Here is a 15745-nt window from a genome sequence, read left to right on the forward strand (position 1 = left end):
TAGCGGTGCGTATGATTTTCAAGATGTCATTGCGCCACGTCTTGCTCGGTCTGTTCCTGCTCTTCAACGCTTCGTGCTTTGTGGCTCGGGCCGCGCCCCTGCCGCCCGAGGTCTTGGCGGTCTTGGCCCGGGCGCATATCGAGCCGCGCAGTCTGGCCGTTTGGGTTGCCCCAGTCGGCTCAGTGGGTTCAGAGGCACCTCGGCTGGCGCACAACGCGGATCAGGCCTTCAATCCGGCGTCGCTGATGAAGCTGGCCACCAGTGCAGTGGCGCTTGACGTGCTGGGCCCGACTTACGTCTGGCCGACCCCCATCTACCTTGACGGCGAGTTGCGTGACGGCGTGCTGCACGGCAACCTCGTGGTGCAAGGCTTGGGCGATCCGAGCTTGGTGGTGGAGCGCGTGCAACGGTTGCTGCGCGCTGTTCAGCAACGCGGGGTGAAGGAGATCCGGGGCGACATCGTGCTGGACCGCCAAGCGTTCCAGATCCCGGCGGTCGATCCAGGCGCTTTCGATGCTGAGCCCTCTCGGCCCTACAACGTGCGCCCCGATGCGTTGATGCTCAATTACAAGAGCCTCACGCTCAACTTCGTGCCCGAGCCTGCGCTGAAAAAAATCCGTCTTTGGAGCGAACCCGCCTTGGCGGGCGTGACGCTGCCGCCGCAGGTGGCCCTGAGCGAGGGCCAGGCACCGTGTGGGGATTGGCGCAGCCTGCTTCAGCCCGATTGGCGCGACCGGAGTCGGCCGGTTTTCAAAGGGACGATGGCTTGGGCTTGCGGTGAAAAAAGCTGGCCGGTGGCCTACGCTGATCCGGCCAGCTACAACGCGCGGTTGCTGGAAGCGGCGTGGCGTGAGCTGGGCGGCAAGTTGAGTGGCAAGGTGCGCGATGGGGCCGTGCCGGTCCACCGCACCCCGTGGTGGACGTGGGACTCACCGCCGCTGGCCGAGGTGCTGCGTGACATGAACAAGTACAGCAACAACGTCATCGCGCACCAGATTTTTCTAAGCCTGAGTCTGGCGCAGCAAGGTGTGGGTACATGGGAAGCCAGCCGGGCGCTGGTGAGTGAGCGTCTGCGCAGCCAAGCGGGTTGCGCGCTTGAGAGCCTGCGGATCGAGGTGGGTTCGGGGTTGTCGCGCGATGAACGCTTGAGTGCGCACTGCTTGGCGCAGCTGCTCCAGTGGGCGTGGACGCGGCCTTGGATGCCCGAGCTGCTGGCTTCCTTGCCCTTGGCCGGTGAAACCACGGTGCGGCGCTTGACCAGCCTTGCCGGGCGAGCTCATCTCAAAACCGGCTCGCTCGATAACGTGGCGGGGTTGGCGGGCTATGTGGAGGGCACGCAGCCCGGTCAGCGTTGGGTGGTGGTGGTGATGTTGAATGACCCCAACGCCCGCAGTGAGACCGCCCGGGCGGTGCTGGAGGCCTTGCTGGTGGGCGTGCTACGCTGGCCGCCCGACGACTCCATGGCCCCAGCGGCCAGTGCCCCATGAACCTTTCGCCCGGATGGATCGACACCATCGGCTCCATCGCCGCCACCCTGACCACCGTGGCTTTTGTGCCCCAAACCCTGCTGACCTTGCGCACCCGTGACGTCAGCGGCATTTCACTGCCGATGTACTTGGCCTTCACCCTTGGCATCGCGCTCTGGCTGGTTTACGGCTGCTTGATCGGCGCTTGGCCGGTGATCATCGCCAACGCTTTCACGCTGCTGTTGGCCGGAACGATTCTGGGCATGAAGATCTGGTTCGAGGCGACCGGGACCGATTGATCCCGGTGAGGTCTTTTTACGGTTGCCAGCCGCGCAGGCTCATGTCGGCCCAGACCTTGTCCGACACCAATTTGTAGCCGTAGGGCGTCGGGTGAACGTCATCAGCGTATTCGTACGTGGTGGCCGCTGTTTCACCCGCCACCAGCGTGGCCGCGTTGCAGCCGATGGACTTGACGGGATTGGTGGCGACCGGGCAGGCGACGGCCGTCACGTTCGTCAAACCGTACGCAGCGGGTGTGGCGGCTTGCTTTTGGCTTTCGGTGAAGAGATCAACCAAGACGATGCGGTTGCTGTTACCCAGCCCCGCGCTGAGGTGGGTGTTGAACGCTTGCACCATCTGCACGATCAAGCCTTGTGTGCTGGTGCCCAAACTGACGCCAAACGGTGTGAGGCTCACATCCGGGACGTTCGCCACCACGACACGGGATGGTCCTTTGGCAATGACCTTCGACAAGACGGCGGCGGCCAGTTCATCCCCGGCGAGTTGCATGGCAGTGATGGCATTGGCCGTGGCTGTGGCCACAGGCACACCGGCTGCCACGCTGGCGTTCAAGGCCGCGAGCTGCATGAATACATCGTTGCCTCCGGCGAGCACACTCACCAAATCGTTGTTGGTGTAGCTGCTGACGGCCAAGTGGTTATCCATCTGCGTCACGACGGGCACCGTGAGGTTGCCCATGTAGCCGCTGGTGTCCCCCAAGGCGATCAATGCTTTGTTGCCCGGACCCACGGTGGCCGTGACGCGGGCACCGCCTTGGGCGTAGCCATAGCAGCCGCTGTGGTTGGCGATGACTTCGGCAAACCCTGCCAAGGATCCACTGCTTTCCAGCCCAGTTTGCGCTGCGCAAGGAGCCGCTACACCCAGTTTGGTGGCTAAGTTCTCCACCCAGATCGTCGAGGTGGGGCCGTTGATGGTGTATTTGCCTGCATAGGTAAAGGCCGCCACCAAGCCTGCGGTTTTGTAGCTGCCGACATCGCTCAGGCTGTCGCCGAACACCACCAAGCGGTTGTAGGTGTAGGGGGTGGTGTTGCCACCGCAACCCACCAGCCCAGCGGTCAGCGCCCCGACGAATGCTGTTCCCCACATCAAGCCCCGAACCTGTTTTTGCCAACGCATGATCGTCTCCAATCGTCAAGCCCCGGGCCGACGTGGCCCCAGCGGCTTTCAGCGTAGCACGGGCGTGGAGGGCGGTTTAGCGCTGGATCAAAACGGGTTATTGCGCGCCCGGGTCACAGCGGCACTGCCCACACGGTTGTGCCAAGTGGGCCCCGGGCGTAGACCATCGGCCCACAGATACAGCAAGGGATTGCCACCTGCGCCGGCGACCAAGGTGGAGGTGGTGCAAAACACAGGGGGCGTGAGATCCATGTTCGACAGAGCTGCGTCGCAGGCCGGATCCGTCACGTTGCCAAAACCATAGTTGCCCGGCGTGGTGGTCATGAGGTTGGTCAGTTCATCGGCGGTGACGATGGCGACGTAGCGTCCGTCGTTGACCACAGTGGTGCGCAAAGCCGTGTTGAAGGAACACGCCAGCCCCTTGCCATCGCATGAGTTCAAGTCCTTGCCGAAGCGGGCGACTGTAGGCACGGTGGTGACGCAGCCACCGAAACCCGCGCCGGCATTGCTGATGCCCCGCCCTTGCGGGCTTAGCAGCGGATCGGGCACCGTGACGAACACCACCCGTCCGCCCACGCCGTTGGCCGCCATGCTGTTGATGAGGTTGCCAAGTTGGGCCCCGGCAGCTTTGACTTGCTCAATCGCACCGGCTGCATTGGTCCTACCCGCACTGCAATCGGTATAGGCATTGACGATGTCGTGCATGCCGGCCATCACGGTGATCAAGGTCTTGTTGGTGAAGCCGCTGGTGTAGTTTTGGACCTGTGTGGTGACACCTGCCACTGTGGCCCCGGCTTGGGCCAAGACGGTGGCGGTGGGACCTGCCGAGCATCGCCCCGGAAAGCCGAAGCCAAAGTTGGAGGCCACGACCTGGCTCCACACGGGATTGAGGGCGCAGTTCAGCGTTGCCGGATTGGTGGGGGTATCGAGAAAGTTGACCCCGTAGCGATAGTTTTCCGGTGTGGTCAACAAGCTCAGCTCATCACCAAATACAACCACTGCTTGGGCCACGAAGGGTTCAACCCGGGTCACGCTGCCACCGCAGCCGCTGACCAAGAGGGCGAACAGCAGGGCATGCAGCCAGAAAAGTTTCTTCATCGCATTCATTGTTTGTGGTCTTTCCTGATCAGGCCGCAGCCGCGCGCGTCAGACGGTCGCGCACGCCGTCCCAATCCGCTTCTTCTGGCGGAGCTTCCACCCAGATCAGGCGAATCCCCGTTTCTTCATCCAAGGCCCGTAGCGCAGCAAAAAGCTCGCGCGCAGCACCTGCGGCATCTTTGGGCATGCACCGTCCCGCCATCTTGGCCGGTGGTGCGAGGGTACGTAGGTAGACCGCCAAGCCGGCTTGACGGGCTTCGTCCGGGCCGAGTAAGTCCAGCGCTGTGCGCAAGGCTTGCGCCGACATCAAACGTACTTTGGCGCGCGGTGCGTAGTGCGCGGCCAAGGTGCCTGAAGCGCGCGGTGCGGCTTCGTCTCGGTCGCGCAGCGCCATGCCGGCTGCGGTCTCGATGGCTTCACGCTGGAGCGCGCCGGGGCGCAGCAACACGGGATGGCCTCGGCTGCAATCGACAATGGCGGACTCAATGCCGACGCTGCAATCGCCGCCGTCCAAGATGAGCAGCGCGGGTTGATCGGCAAATTCGCTGGCGACATGGGCGGCGGTGGTCGGACTGATGCGGCCAAAACGGTTGGCGCTCGGTGCTGCAACCCCCATCACGCCCAAGGCCGCCGCCGCTTGCAGCAAGGCGTGGGCCACTGGGTGGGCGGGGCAGCGCAGGCCGATGCTGTCTTGTCCGCCAGCGGCTTCGGCCGCCAAACCGGCGCGGCGCGGCACGATGACGGTGAGCGGCCCGGGCCAAAAGGCTTGCATCAGCCGCTGGGCCACGGGGGGGAGTTCGGCGGCAAAGTGGGCTGCTGCCGCTGCATCCGCCACATGCACGATCAACGGGTGATCGCTGGGCCGACCTTTGGCCGCAAAGATTTGCGCCACGGCCTCGGCTTGATCCGCGCGCGCACCCAAGCCGTAGACCGTCTCGGTCGGAAAAGCCACCAAGTGGCCGTCGGCCAAGGTCTGAGCCGCCTCGGCCACGCTGCGCGTGTTGACGCTCACCAAGGGGTTCACCACCGACCCAAACCCAAGATCTGTGCTGCACGCAGGCCCGTTTGGCGGACCTGATCTTCGGTGGCGGCTGTACACGTCAGATGACCCATTTTGCGACCCGGGCGGGCCGCGTGTTTGCCGTAGAGGTGCAAATGCACGCCGGGCAGGGCCAGCACGCTTGCCCAATCGGGGTTGCGTTCGGTGCCTGCGGCGTCAAACCAGAGATCGCCCAGCAAGTTCAGCATCACGGTGGGTGAATGCAGGCGTGGCGCGACCAAGGGCAGGTTGCACATGGCGCGTACTTGCAGCTCGAACTGCGACACATCGCAAGCGTCGATGGTGTAGTGCCCCGAGTTGTGCGGACGCGGTGCCATCTCGTTGACCACCAAACTGCCGTCTTGCAGCACGAAAAATTCAACGCACAGCACGCCAACGTAGCCGAGCCGGGCGGCGATGGTCTCCGCTGCTGTGATCGCTTGAGCCTGCAAGGCCGGGGTGAGGTCGGGCGCAGGCACAGTGGTGACCGCCAAGATGCCGTCGCGGTGCAGGTTTTGTTGCAGTGGGTAGTGAACCACCTCACCAGCGGCGTTGCGTGCCACGATCACGCTGACTTCGAACGCTAGGCCCAAGCGCGCTTCAAGCACGCAGCTCACTTGCTTCAGATCAAGCCAAGCGGCTTCGAGATCTTCGCGCGAGGTGACGCGGATCTGGCCCTTGCCGTCGTAGCCCATGCGGGTGGTTTTGAGAATACCGGGCAGCAAGTGGTCGGCCACAGCGGCGAGTTGCTCGGGCGTTTCGATCAGGGCGTGCGGTGCGCACGCCACGCCGCACGCCGTGAAGTGCGCTTTCTCAGCAGCGCGGTCTTGGCAAACGGCGACCGCTGCCGCCCCAGGGGCCACAGGTCGCTGCGCAGCCAAGGCGTGCAGGGCTTCGGCGGGCACGTTCTCAAACTCGGTGGTGATGGCATCCGCCATGCCGGCCAAGCCGAACAAGCCGGTGCCGTCCAGATAGGACGTGGTGATGTGCGCATGCGCCACCAAGCCCGCCGGGCTGCTTGGATCAGGATCGAGCACCACGGTGCGATAGCCCAAGCTTTGGGCGGCATGCACAAACATGCGGCCAAGCTGACCCCCACCCATCACGCCCAAGGTGGTGGGCTGGCCCGAAGGCCCGGAAATACCGGGTAGCAGGACCGGGGCAGAAGCGGTGGAAGTCACGGCAGCACCCATCAATCGTCCAGCGTCATGGCTCGGGCCACGTCGGTTTGGCGGGCTCGAAAGGCGTCCAAGGCGGCGCGCAAGCCTTCGTCGTGGTTGGCCAGCAGCGCAACCGCGAACAGGGCTGCGTTGGCCGCACCAGCCACGCCGATGGCAAAGGTGGCCACCGGAATGCCCTTGGGCATTTGCACGATGGAGTGCAGCGAATCCACCCCTTGCAGATGCTTGCTGGCCACCGGCACGCCCAGCACCGGCACCGAGGTTTTGGCAGCGAGCATGCCGGGCAAGTGCGCGGCACCACCCGCGCCCGCGATGATGGCTTGCAGGCCACGCGTCCGCGCCGTTTCGGCGTAGCGAAACATGTCGTCAGGCATGCGGTGGGCCGAAACGACGCGGGCTTCATAAGCCACGCCGAAGTCGGCGAGAATCTGGGCCGCGTTCTTCATGGTGTCCCAATCACTGTTGGACCCCATGACGATGCCGACCACGGGCTGGGCACTGTTCAAGGCGGACTCCCGTCGAGCAAAAAGGGGAGATTCTAGGCGGCCCCCAGACCGATCGGCACAAAACACTCCCACAAGGCCCAGGTACCCACGATGATCGACATCACCCTTGAGAATTTTCAGAACGACCTGATCCAGGCGTCCCTCCAGCAACCCGTGCTGCTCGACATCTGGGCACCGTGGTGCGGACCGTGTCGCAGCTTGGGCCCGATCCTTGAAAAACTCGAAACCGAGTACGCCGGCCGTTTCGTGCTGGCCAAGCTCAACGCCGATGAGCAGCAAGACATCTCCAGCCAATTGGGTGAGATGTTTGGCGTGCGCTCCATCCCTTTTTGCGTGATGTTTGCGGGCGGTCAGCCGGTGGACGGCTTTGTCGGCGCGATTCCCGAAGAAAAAATCCGCGAGTTCCTCGACAAGCATGTGCCCAGCGTTGATGCGATGGCGACCGACGCTGACGCTGCTGAAGCTGATGGGGCCGAAGAGAACATGCCGGTTGAGGATGATTCTTTGGACGCTGCGATCGACAAGCTGCAACAAGCCTTGGCGGCCGATCCCGAGAACGATGTCACCCGCTTTGACTACATCAAGCTGTTGCTTGAAAACGGTTTTGTCGCCGAGGCTCGCAACGTCTTTGCGCCCATGGCCAGCAAGGTTTTGATGGATCAGCGCATCGCCGCCTTGGGGGCTTGGTTGAGCGCCGTTGAGGCCCAAGCCCATGCGCGTCACCCCGAAGAATTGCTGGCGGCGATTGCGGTCAACAAGCGCGACTTCGAGGCCCGGTTTGCTCTGGCCCAAGGCTGGTTTGCGGCGCAGCAGCACACCCAAGCGATGGATGAACTGCTGGAAATCCTGATGCGCGACAAAGCGTGGCAGGACGGTCTGGCCCGCAAGACGTACGTGGCCATCTTGGAGTTGATGAGTAAACCCGCCCCGAAACCTGCGGCCAACGAAGCCAAGAGCACCTTGGAAATCGCCGGCAAAGCCGTGGTGACCAGCGCTGACCCGGTGATCGACCAATACCGCCGCCGGCTCAGCATGGTGATTTTCTGATCACCGTCAGTTCAGCGGCAGCTACCAGCCACCGAAGCGTAAAAATGCACCGATGTGCGAGCCGTTGATCGGCTCGCCGGTGCGTTCTTTGTAGGACTCGCGCACGTAGCGCAAGCAAAAGGCGAGGTGCTCTTTGTCGTTGGTGGTGAAGGGCACCTCCGCCTCAAAGATCAAGCCCGTGCCGGGTGAAAACGACCGAGCTGCGGTGGTAGCACCGGAAATCTCGGCGAACGGGGCGTAGCGCATACCCCAGCCCAACCAAAGCCGGGAAGCCACCTTCATAGAGCTCAGGGCCTCGATGGGCACTCGCCGAAAGGTGACCCGCGTGTGGGCCTGCAAGTCTCCGGTGCTGGCTTTTTGATAACCCACCGTGATCTGCGTTGCTGCATTGGCCCCCTGCTGATAACGGGCACCTGTGTAGATATAGATGGCCTCGCCATCGTAGATGCTGGTGTCACCCGCGCCGTGAAGGGGCTTGTTCTGTAGCACGCCCACCCCCAATAGCGGATGCCACTCGCCCTGGGTTTGTCCGAAACTCCAGCAAGGCAGCACCAAAGCGACCAAGCCGATGAGTGACGATAGAACGCGGGCGGTTTTCAAGTTGGGTTCCCTATGGTTAGAACAGGCCCTTGACGTAGAAACCTAAGTGAGAGCCGTCAATGCTCGTGTTGTAAGGCGTCTTGAATTGTTCACTCACGAAGCGCAACACGAAGCTGCCGCTATCAGAAAAAGCGTAATCACCTTCGACAATCAGCCCTGGGCTGGACGTCATGGCGAGATGGGACAGGCCTGTGAGTCTGGCTGGGGTACCTGTGGCGTCGTACTTGACACCCGTCGTCAGACGCAGTCCCCCGCCCAGCCAGATTTTGTTGTTCACACGGTATTGACCGATCAGCTCCCACGGGTATCGGACAAAACTGACGTCGCCGTTCTGGGCGGTGATGCTGTCGCTGTGGTAACCGAAGGTGGCTTGGACCGCCACATCGGGGCGTGGTTGATAACGGCCGCCGATGTAGATGTGAAAACCGCCACCGGCTGTCACGCTTTTGCTACTACCGTTGTCCATGGTGAAACTGGCCAACTCATCACCACCGCCGGTGAACCCCACACCGAACACACCGCGCAAAGCCAGTTGCGTCTCTGTTTCTACGGCACTACTGGCCCAAGCCGACCCTGTGGTGAGGGCTAAGACCAAGATGGAGGTCAAACCGATATGTTGAGTCATGGTTGTCTCCTCTTAAAACACGACATTGAAATACATCCCAGCGTGACCGCCATCGACGCTCATGCCGGTGCTGTTGACTTGGAAAGTCTCATGCACCAGTCGCATGGCGAGGCTGAATTCGGGGGATAGCTCGTATTCCATCTGCGCGAGCCAGCCGAGGTTGGATGTCATGGGGATGGGCATCAGGCCCACGCTGGAGCCGTCCAGCGATACGCCCAGCGATTTACGGGCACCCAGCCCGAAGGTGATGCGATCAGCGATGTAAAAGTGGGTGCTGAACTCAAGAGGCAGGCGCGAGAAGCTCACGGAGCCATTGACGCCACTGACCGAGTCACTGTGATAGCCCAGCGTGCCTCGGAAGAAGTAGCCGGGTGCGTTCTGGTGTTCCAGTCCGAGAAATAGGTGCAGGAACCGGCCTGCGTAGATGTTCTGGACGGTGCCATTGTCGAAGGGGACGGTGGTGAGGTAGTCGCCGCCGCCTGTGAAACCGATGCCGAAGACCGGCCGGGTGGTGGGCAAACGGTGTTCATTGCCCTGGGCTTGGGCACTCGTAACCCCCGCGCTGAGCGCAACCCCAAGACCCAAGACGCCCGAACCCAAAGCACGCAACAACGACGCTTTGAAATGTACCCATGCCATGAAGTGCCCCTGTGCAAGATCCTGTCCCAGCGAAACGATGCAGATCTTGCGTTCAAGCTGCGTTTCTACCAGAGCTTGTACTCAAAACCCATGAGCCGAGGTTGGCACAGATCAAGAGCTGTTGTAGATGCGCGCAGCGTTGCTGGTGGCGGGTCAAGGCGGCCCAAGCCAAGGCTTGATGCCGCACTTGGGCCAAGGTATTGACCAAACATTGAGCCACTTGCGCCAGCTGGGCATGGCCGATGGCGGCTTCTGCGTCGGTGGTGACGTGTTGGAGTGCGGCCTCGGCATCTTCCGCCACCACCTGGGCTTCGGCCCACGCACCGACTTTGCACAAGCACCAGGCACGATCAGCGAGGAAGAGCCCCATCACCTCGGCCAGACCTTGCCGGGGTGCCGCCGGGTCGTGCGTGTCGTAGAGCTGCAAGGCGTCCGTGGTTTGTCCCAGCATCAACAAGATCTGCGCGCGCAGCAGATGCAGATGGGTTTGCATGGCATGGGCATGGATGCTGAGGTCCAGAAAGGCGGAGGATTCGGTGCTGAGCAAGGCACGCTGCGCGGCTTGACGATTGAGGGGCTGGGTCAGGGCGTCCAGCCGCACACGAATCACTTGCAAGGCCGCCATGTTGTGCATCACCGAGCCCAGCGTGCCGCCATCACCGTCTTGGGCGGCATGGCTGCGCGCTAGGCAGTACCACGGCTGCGCATGGGCTTCGCCGCTACAAAGATGCAGCGCCCACGCCATCACCAAGGCGGCGCGGGCGCGGGCTGCGTGGTGGTCGGGGTCGGAGAGACTGAAGGCCTCGCACAGATGCGCGACCAAGGCGCTGTCTTGTTGTCCGGCCACATCGAGATGGGCTTGCCACGCCGCAGCCAAAGCTTGCACCACGGGCACCGCCGCCGATGTCGCTAAGGCGTGGGCCCGAGCGACATGCTCTCGGGCGGTGGGGGCTAAGTTTTCGAAGTAGTCCGCCACACCTTCAGCCAGCCATAGCCAAGCGGCCAAGGTGGGGTCGGTGGCGGTTCGAAAGTCAAGACGCAGGGCTTGGATATCCTGCCGTGCTTGGGTGATGTCGCCCAAGCGGGCCAGCAGCAGGGCGCGTTGCGCGCCAAGCAGCAAGATCTCGCGTGGATCGTGGGCTTGCCGAATGGCATGCCCCAGCGCTTCGAGTCGCCGTCGCATGCTCGCTCCCTTCTGCTTCTCGCACACGGCCTCATGGGCCGCTGGGTGATCAACCCATCAAACGCGTCCGCGCTTCTTCGTACTTGGCAGCGGTCCGTTCGATGACCTCCTGCGGCAGTGCGGGGGAAGGAGCCTGCTTGTTCCAGGGCTTACCGTCCACTTCGGCTTGCTCCAACCAGTCACGCACGAACTGCTTGTCGAAACTGGGTGGGTTGTCTCCACGCGCCACCGCCTCAGCGTAACTCTCGACGGGCCAGTAGCGTGAGGAGTCGGGGGTCAACACTTCGTCCATCAGGGTCAGGGTGCCATCGCTGTCCAGACCAAACTCGAATTTGGTGTCGGCAATGATGATGCCCTTGGTCAGGGCGATTTCAGCGGCGGTCTTGTAGAGCTGGATGGAGATGCTGCGCACTCGTTCAGCCAAATCAGCGCCGATCAGGCCGACCATGCGTTCGAAGGAGATGTTTTCGTCATGGTCACCCATCTCGGCCTTGGTGGCGGGGGTGAAGATGGGCTCGGGCAGGCGGCTGGCGTTGCCCAGACCGGCTGGGAGCTCTACGCCGCAGACGGTGCCGCTTTCGCGGTATTCCTTCCAACCACTGCCCGCCAAGTAGCCGCGCACCACGGCTTCAACCGGCAGGGGCTTCAAGCGCTTGACCAGCATGGAGCGGCCGCGCACCTGCGCTTGCTCAGAGGCCGGCACGACGCTGACCGGATCGTCGCCGGTCAGGTGGTTGGGTACGATGCCGGTGAGCTTATCGAACCAAAACAGCGCGACTTGGGTCAGCAAGGCCCCCTTGCCGGGGATCGGCTCGCCCATGATGACGTCGAAGGCGGAGAGCCGGTCGCTGGCCACCATGAGGATGCGGTCGGTGCCGACGGCGTAGTTGTCACGGACCTTGCCGCGCGCCAGAAGCGGTAGGCTGTTCAGGCTGGATTCGTGCAGGGCTTGGGTCATCGCAGAGTACCTTTGGAGTCAATTCACCCGCACCCAGCTTGTGTAACCTCGTTGAAACTGGGTGCAAAGGCGGCCGATTCTACGGTCTGATGGGGCTGCGGGCTTTAAGCCGCGACGCGACACACCTTGAGCAAGTTGGTGCCACCCGGATGCCCCATCGGTGAGCCGCAGGTGATGGCGTAGGTATCGCCCGGCTTGAGGAAGCCTTGGGCCACCAGCAACTGTTCGGCATCGGCCAAGGCGGCTTCACGGTCTTCGATGCGCTCCACCAAATGGGGGCGCACGTTGCGGTAGAGCGCCATCTTGTGTTGCGACACCGGCTGGCTGGTCAGGCCAAAGATCGGCACATGGATGCGGTAGCGGCTCATCCAGAGCGCGGTTGAGCCCGATTCGGTCAGCGCGACGATGGCCTTGCAACCGAGGTGATGGGCGGCAAACAGGGCGGCCATGGCGATCGACTGATCAATGCGCGAGAAGGTCTTGTTGACGAAGTCGGCGTCCAGCGAGGTTTCTTCAGCCTGCTCGGCCGCCATGGCAATGGCCACCATCTGCTCGACCGTTTCGACCGGGTACTTGCCGGCGGCGGTTTCGGCCGAGAGCATCACGGCGTCGGTGCCGTCGAGCACGGCATTGGCCACGTCCGAGACTTCGGCGCGGGTCGGCACCGGGTTCTGGATCATCGACTCCATCATCTGCGTGGCGGTGATGGCGACCTTGTCCATCGAGCGCGCCATGCGGATCATGCGTTTTTGCAGCGCGGGCACGGCCGCATTGCCGACTTCAACCGCCAAGTCACCGCGCGCCACCATGATGCCGTCGCTGGCTTTGAGGATCGCTTCAAGCTGCGGAATGGCTTCGGTGCGCTCAATCTTGGCGATCATGCCCGGCTTGTGACGCCAGGGCTCACCGGCCACGTTGGCCAACTGACGCGCCATTTCCATGTCGGTGGCATTCTTCGGGAACGAGACGGCCAAGTATTCACACTGGAAGGACATCGCGGTCTTGATGTCTTCCATGTCCTTGCCTGTCAGGGCCGGAGCCGTCAGGCCACCGCCTTGTTTGTTGATGCCCTTGTTGTTCGACAGCTCGCCGCCGATCTTGACGACGGTATGCACTTGCTCGCCGCGCACAGCGGTGACGGTCATGACGATCAGGCCGTCGTTGAGCAGCAAGGTGTCGCCGGCTTTCACATCGCGCGGCAGCTCCTTGTAGTCAAGGCCCACGCCGCTCAGGTCGCCCAGTTCAACGCGCCCAGCATCGAGCACGAAGGGTTGGCCCGCTTCGAGCATGACTTTGCCTTCGGCAAACTTGCCGACGCGGATCTTCGGACCTTGCAAGTCGGCCATGATGGCCACGGTGCGGCCGATCTTTTTGGCGATCTCGCGCACCAAGCGGGCGCGACCAATGTGGTCTTCGGCCTTGCCGTGGCTGAAGTTGAGCCGTACCACGTCCACCCCCGCCCTGAGCATGCGTTCCAGCACGGCGGGATCCGAGGATGCGGGGCCGAGCGTGGCAACAATCTTGGTGTGACGGGGCATGGGGCTGTCTCCTGTAGGAATCGTGAGTGAAGCGTGAAATCGCAAGCGTAAGGCTCGCGATTATCGACTCCGACAGGAACATGCAAGGAACAAGCAAGGTCCGTAGACCTTGCTTGGTTGTCTTACGCCCCAGAACCCGCAATGGCTGCTGCGTCCGCCACGGCCAAAGCGGTCATGTTGACCACGCGCCGCATGGTGGCCGCTGGGCTCAGGAACTGCACCGGCGCGGCTGCACCCAGCAAAATTGGGCCGATGGTGACGTTGTGACCGGCCACCACTTTGAGCACGCTGAACAAGATGTTGGCGGCGTCCAAGTTGGGCAGCACCAGCACGTTGGCAGCGCCTTCGAGGCGGGTTTCGGGCAGATTGTTGCGTCGCACCAGATCGGTCAGCGCGGCGTCACCGTGCATTTCGCCATCGCATTCGATCTCCGGGTGCCGAGCCACGAACAGATCGCGGGCCGCACGCATGCGCTTGGCGCTGGGGCGTGTTGAGCTGCCGAACATCGAGTGCGACAGGAAGGCGACCTTGGGCGGCAGGCCAAAGCGCTGCACTTCCTCGGCCGCCATGCGAGCAATCTCGGCCAGTTCTTCTGCGCTCGGCTCTTCGTTGACGAAGGTGTCGGTGATGAACAGGTTGTGCTGTTCCAGCATCAAGGCGTTCATGGTCGCCATGGTGCGGATGCCCGGGCGGGCACCGATCACCGAGCGGATGTGATCGAAGTGCGCGTCGAAGCGACCCACCAAGCCACAGAGCATGGCGTCGGCATCACCCCGGCGCAGCAGCAAACTGGAAATCAGCGTGTTGCTGCGACGCACGGCGGCCTTGGCGGTGTCGGGCGAGACGCCGTCGCGACCCAACAGCTGGCGATAGTCTTCCCAGCAAGCGCGGTAGCGCGGGTCGTCTTCAGGGTTGACGATTTCAAAATCCACCCCCGGCGTCAGGCGCAGGCCGGCGCGTTCAATGCGCGACTGGATGACCGCCGGACGGCCGACCAGAATCGGCTTGGCCAAGCCTTCGCTCAGCACCACCGGCAGGGCCCGCAGCACGCGCTCGTCTTCCCCTTCGGCGTACAGCACGCGGGCCGGGCGACGCTTGGCAGCAGCGAACACTGGCCGCATGAACATGCCGGTTTGATGGACGAAGTTGGTCAGCGATTCGCGGTAGGCCGCCATGTCGGTGATCGGCCGCACGGCCACACCAGAATCAGCCGCTGCTTGGGCCACCGCCGGGGCGATGCGCAGAATCAGGCGAGCATCGAACGGCTTGGGAATCAGGTATTCAGAGCCGAAATGCAGCTCTTGACCGGCATAGGCGGTGGCCACTTCTTCACTGATCTCAGCCTTGGCCAAGGCGGCGATTTCGCGCACGCAGGCCAGCTTCATGGCTTCGGTGATCTTGGTGGCCCCGCAGTCCAGCGCGCCCCGGAAGATGTACGGGAAGCACAGCACGTTGTTGACCTGATTCGGATAGTCCGAACGGCCGGTGGCGATGATGCAGTCCGGGCGAGCCGCTTTGGCGAGCTCTGGGCGGATTTCCGGCTCGGGATTGGCCAACGCCAAGATGATCGGCTTCGAAGCCATGGTGGTGACCATCTCGGCCGTGACCACCCCCGCCGCTGAACAGCCTAGGAACACGTCGGCACCGTTGATCACGTCGGCCAAGGTCTTGGCCGCAGTGGTTTGGCAGTAGCGTTGTTTGGAAGCGTCGAGCTTGCCGTCCAACACGTCTTGCCGGTCGCTGCGGATCACGCCTTTCGAGTCACAGACGAAGACGTTTTCCACCCGCACGCCCAAGCCCACCATCACGTCCAAGCAAGCGATGGCGGCTGCACCGGCACCCGACACCGCCACCTTGACGTGGCCGATGTCTTTGCCAACCAGCTCCAAGCCGTTCAGCAGGGCGGCGCTGGAGATGATGGCGGTGCCGTGTTGGTCGTCATGGAAGACGGGAATGTTCATCCGCTCTTTGAGTTTCTTCTCGATGTAGAAGCACTCGGGCGCTTTGATGTCTTCCAAGTTGATGCCGCCAAGCGTGGGCTCCATGGCAGCGATGATCTCGACCAGCTTGTCGGGGTCGTTCTCGGCCAGTTCGATGTCGAACACGTCGATGCCGGCGAACTTCTTGAACAAGCAGCCCTTGCCTTCCATCACCGGCTTGCCGGCCAGTGGGCCAATGTTGCCCAAGCCCAGCACGGCGGTGCCGTTGGTGATCACGCCGACCAAGTTGGCGCGCGAGGTGTAGTCAGCGGCTTTGGAGGGATCGGCTTGGATTTCTAGGCAGGGATAAGCCACGCCGGGCGAATAGGCCAGCGACAGATCGCGCTGGTTCATCAGGGGCTTGAGCGGGTTGACAGCGATCTTGCCGCGCACCGGGAAGCGGTGATAGTCGAGCGCTGCTTCGCGCAAGGCCTGCTCGGCCGCAGATAAAGAGGTGGTCATGTCCGAAC

General features: G+C 62.8%; 15 protein-coding genes. 3 read left to right on the forward strand and 12 right to left on the reverse strand.

Annotation, left to right across the window (positions count from 1 at the left end; all coding sequences use genetic code 11):
- Positions 1-23 precede the first annotated feature (23 nt).
- Both dacB and AC3VI7_RS01040 read left to right on the forward strand, forming a co-directional pair.
- Positions 24-1487: a D-alanyl-D-alanine carboxypeptidase/D-alanyl-D-alanine endopeptidase gene (gene dacB, locus AC3VI7_RS01035; RefSeq protein ID WP_489668660.1), complete on the forward strand. Its 1464-nt coding sequence runs from the start codon at positions 24-26 to the stop codon at positions 1485-1487.
- A complete protein-coding gene (locus AC3VI7_RS01040; RefSeq protein ID WP_489668661.1) occupies positions 1484-1765 on the forward strand; it encodes a SemiSWEET transporter in 282 nt (93 codons plus the stop codon). The genes dacB and AC3VI7_RS01040 overlap by 4 nt, the downstream gene beginning before the upstream one ends.
- A 16-nt stretch (positions 1766-1781) precedes the next feature.
- Here AC3VI7_RS01040 and AC3VI7_RS01045 read toward each other — a convergent pair whose 3' ends face one another.
- The 5 genes from AC3VI7_RS01045 to purE form a co-directional block, all read right to left on the reverse strand.
- A complete protein-coding gene (locus AC3VI7_RS01045) occupies positions 1782-2882 on the reverse strand; it encodes an SGNH/GDSL hydrolase family protein (protein ID WP_489668662.1) in 1101 nt (366 codons plus the stop codon).
- 87 nt (positions 2883-2969) lie between these two features.
- Positions 2970-3980, reverse strand: coding sequence for a hypothetical protein (locus tag AC3VI7_RS01050; RefSeq protein WP_489668663.1), 1011 nt, complete (start codon positions 3978-3980; stop codon positions 2970-2972).
- Positions 3981-4008: 28 nt separating this feature from the next.
- Positions 4009-5004, reverse strand: coding sequence for an L-threonylcarbamoyladenylate synthase (locus AC3VI7_RS01055; protein ID WP_489668664.1), 996 nt, complete (start codon positions 5002-5004; stop codon positions 4009-4011).
- On the reverse strand, positions 5001-6212 hold the full coding sequence (locus AC3VI7_RS01060; RefSeq protein ID WP_489668665.1) for a 5-(carboxyamino)imidazole ribonucleotide synthase: 1212 nt from the start codon (positions 6210-6212) through the stop codon (positions 5001-5003). Before AC3VI7_RS01060 ends, AC3VI7_RS01055 begins: the two co-directional genes overlap by 4 nt.
- Positions 6212-6673, reverse strand: coding sequence for a 5-(carboxyamino)imidazole ribonucleotide mutase (gene purE, locus AC3VI7_RS01065; protein WP_489668707.1), 462 nt, complete (start codon positions 6671-6673; stop codon positions 6212-6214). The genes AC3VI7_RS01060 and purE overlap by 1 nt, the downstream gene beginning before the upstream one ends.
- A gap of 123 nt (positions 6674-6796) precedes the next feature.
- Here purE and AC3VI7_RS01070 point away from each other — a divergent pair, with 123 nt between their 5' ends.
- On the forward strand, positions 6797-7753 hold the full coding sequence (locus tag AC3VI7_RS01070; RefSeq protein WP_489668666.1) for a tetratricopeptide repeat protein: 957 nt from the start codon (positions 6797-6799) through the stop codon (positions 7751-7753).
- 21 nt (positions 7754-7774) lie between these two features.
- Here the strand turns inward: AC3VI7_RS01070 and AC3VI7_RS01075 are convergent, their stop codons facing one another.
- The 7 genes from AC3VI7_RS01075 to AC3VI7_RS01105 form a co-directional block, all read right to left on the reverse strand.
- Entirely contained in the window at positions 7775-8353 is a 579-nt protein-coding gene (locus AC3VI7_RS01075) for a hypothetical protein (protein WP_489668667.1), read from the reverse strand.
- A 16-nt stretch (positions 8354-8369) separates the two neighbouring features.
- Positions 8370-8978 carry an outer membrane beta-barrel protein gene (locus AC3VI7_RS01080; RefSeq protein ID WP_489668668.1) on the reverse strand — a complete coding sequence of 203 codons (609 nt, stop codon included), beginning with the start codon at positions 8976-8978 and terminating at the stop codon, positions 8370-8372.
- 12 nt (positions 8979-8990) lie between these two features.
- Entirely contained in the window at positions 8991-9617 is a 627-nt protein-coding gene (locus tag AC3VI7_RS01085) for a hypothetical protein (protein ID WP_489668669.1), read from the reverse strand.
- 52 nt (positions 9618-9669) lie between these two features.
- Positions 9670-10800 carry a hypothetical protein gene (locus AC3VI7_RS01090; protein ID WP_489668670.1) on the reverse strand — a complete coding sequence of 377 codons (1131 nt, stop codon included), beginning with the start codon at positions 10798-10800 and terminating at the stop codon, positions 9670-9672.
- Positions 10801-10849: 49 nt separating this feature from the next.
- Positions 10850-11758, reverse strand: coding sequence for a phosphoribosylaminoimidazolesuccinocarboxamide synthase (locus tag AC3VI7_RS01095; protein ID WP_489668671.1), 909 nt, complete (start codon positions 11756-11758; stop codon positions 10850-10852).
- Between the two features lie 104 nt (positions 11759-11862).
- Positions 11863-13296: a pyruvate kinase gene (gene pyk, locus AC3VI7_RS01100; RefSeq protein ID WP_489668672.1), complete on the reverse strand. Its 1434-nt coding sequence runs from the start codon at positions 13294-13296 to the stop codon at positions 11863-11865.
- A gap of 122 nt (positions 13297-13418) precedes the next feature.
- Positions 13419-15737, reverse strand: coding sequence for an NADP-dependent malic enzyme (locus tag AC3VI7_RS01105; protein WP_489668673.1), 2319 nt, complete (start codon positions 15735-15737; stop codon positions 13419-13421).
- Positions 15738-15745: the final 8 nt, after the last annotated feature.

Source organism: Leptothrix toolikensis (SeqCode) (assembly GCF_057922285.1).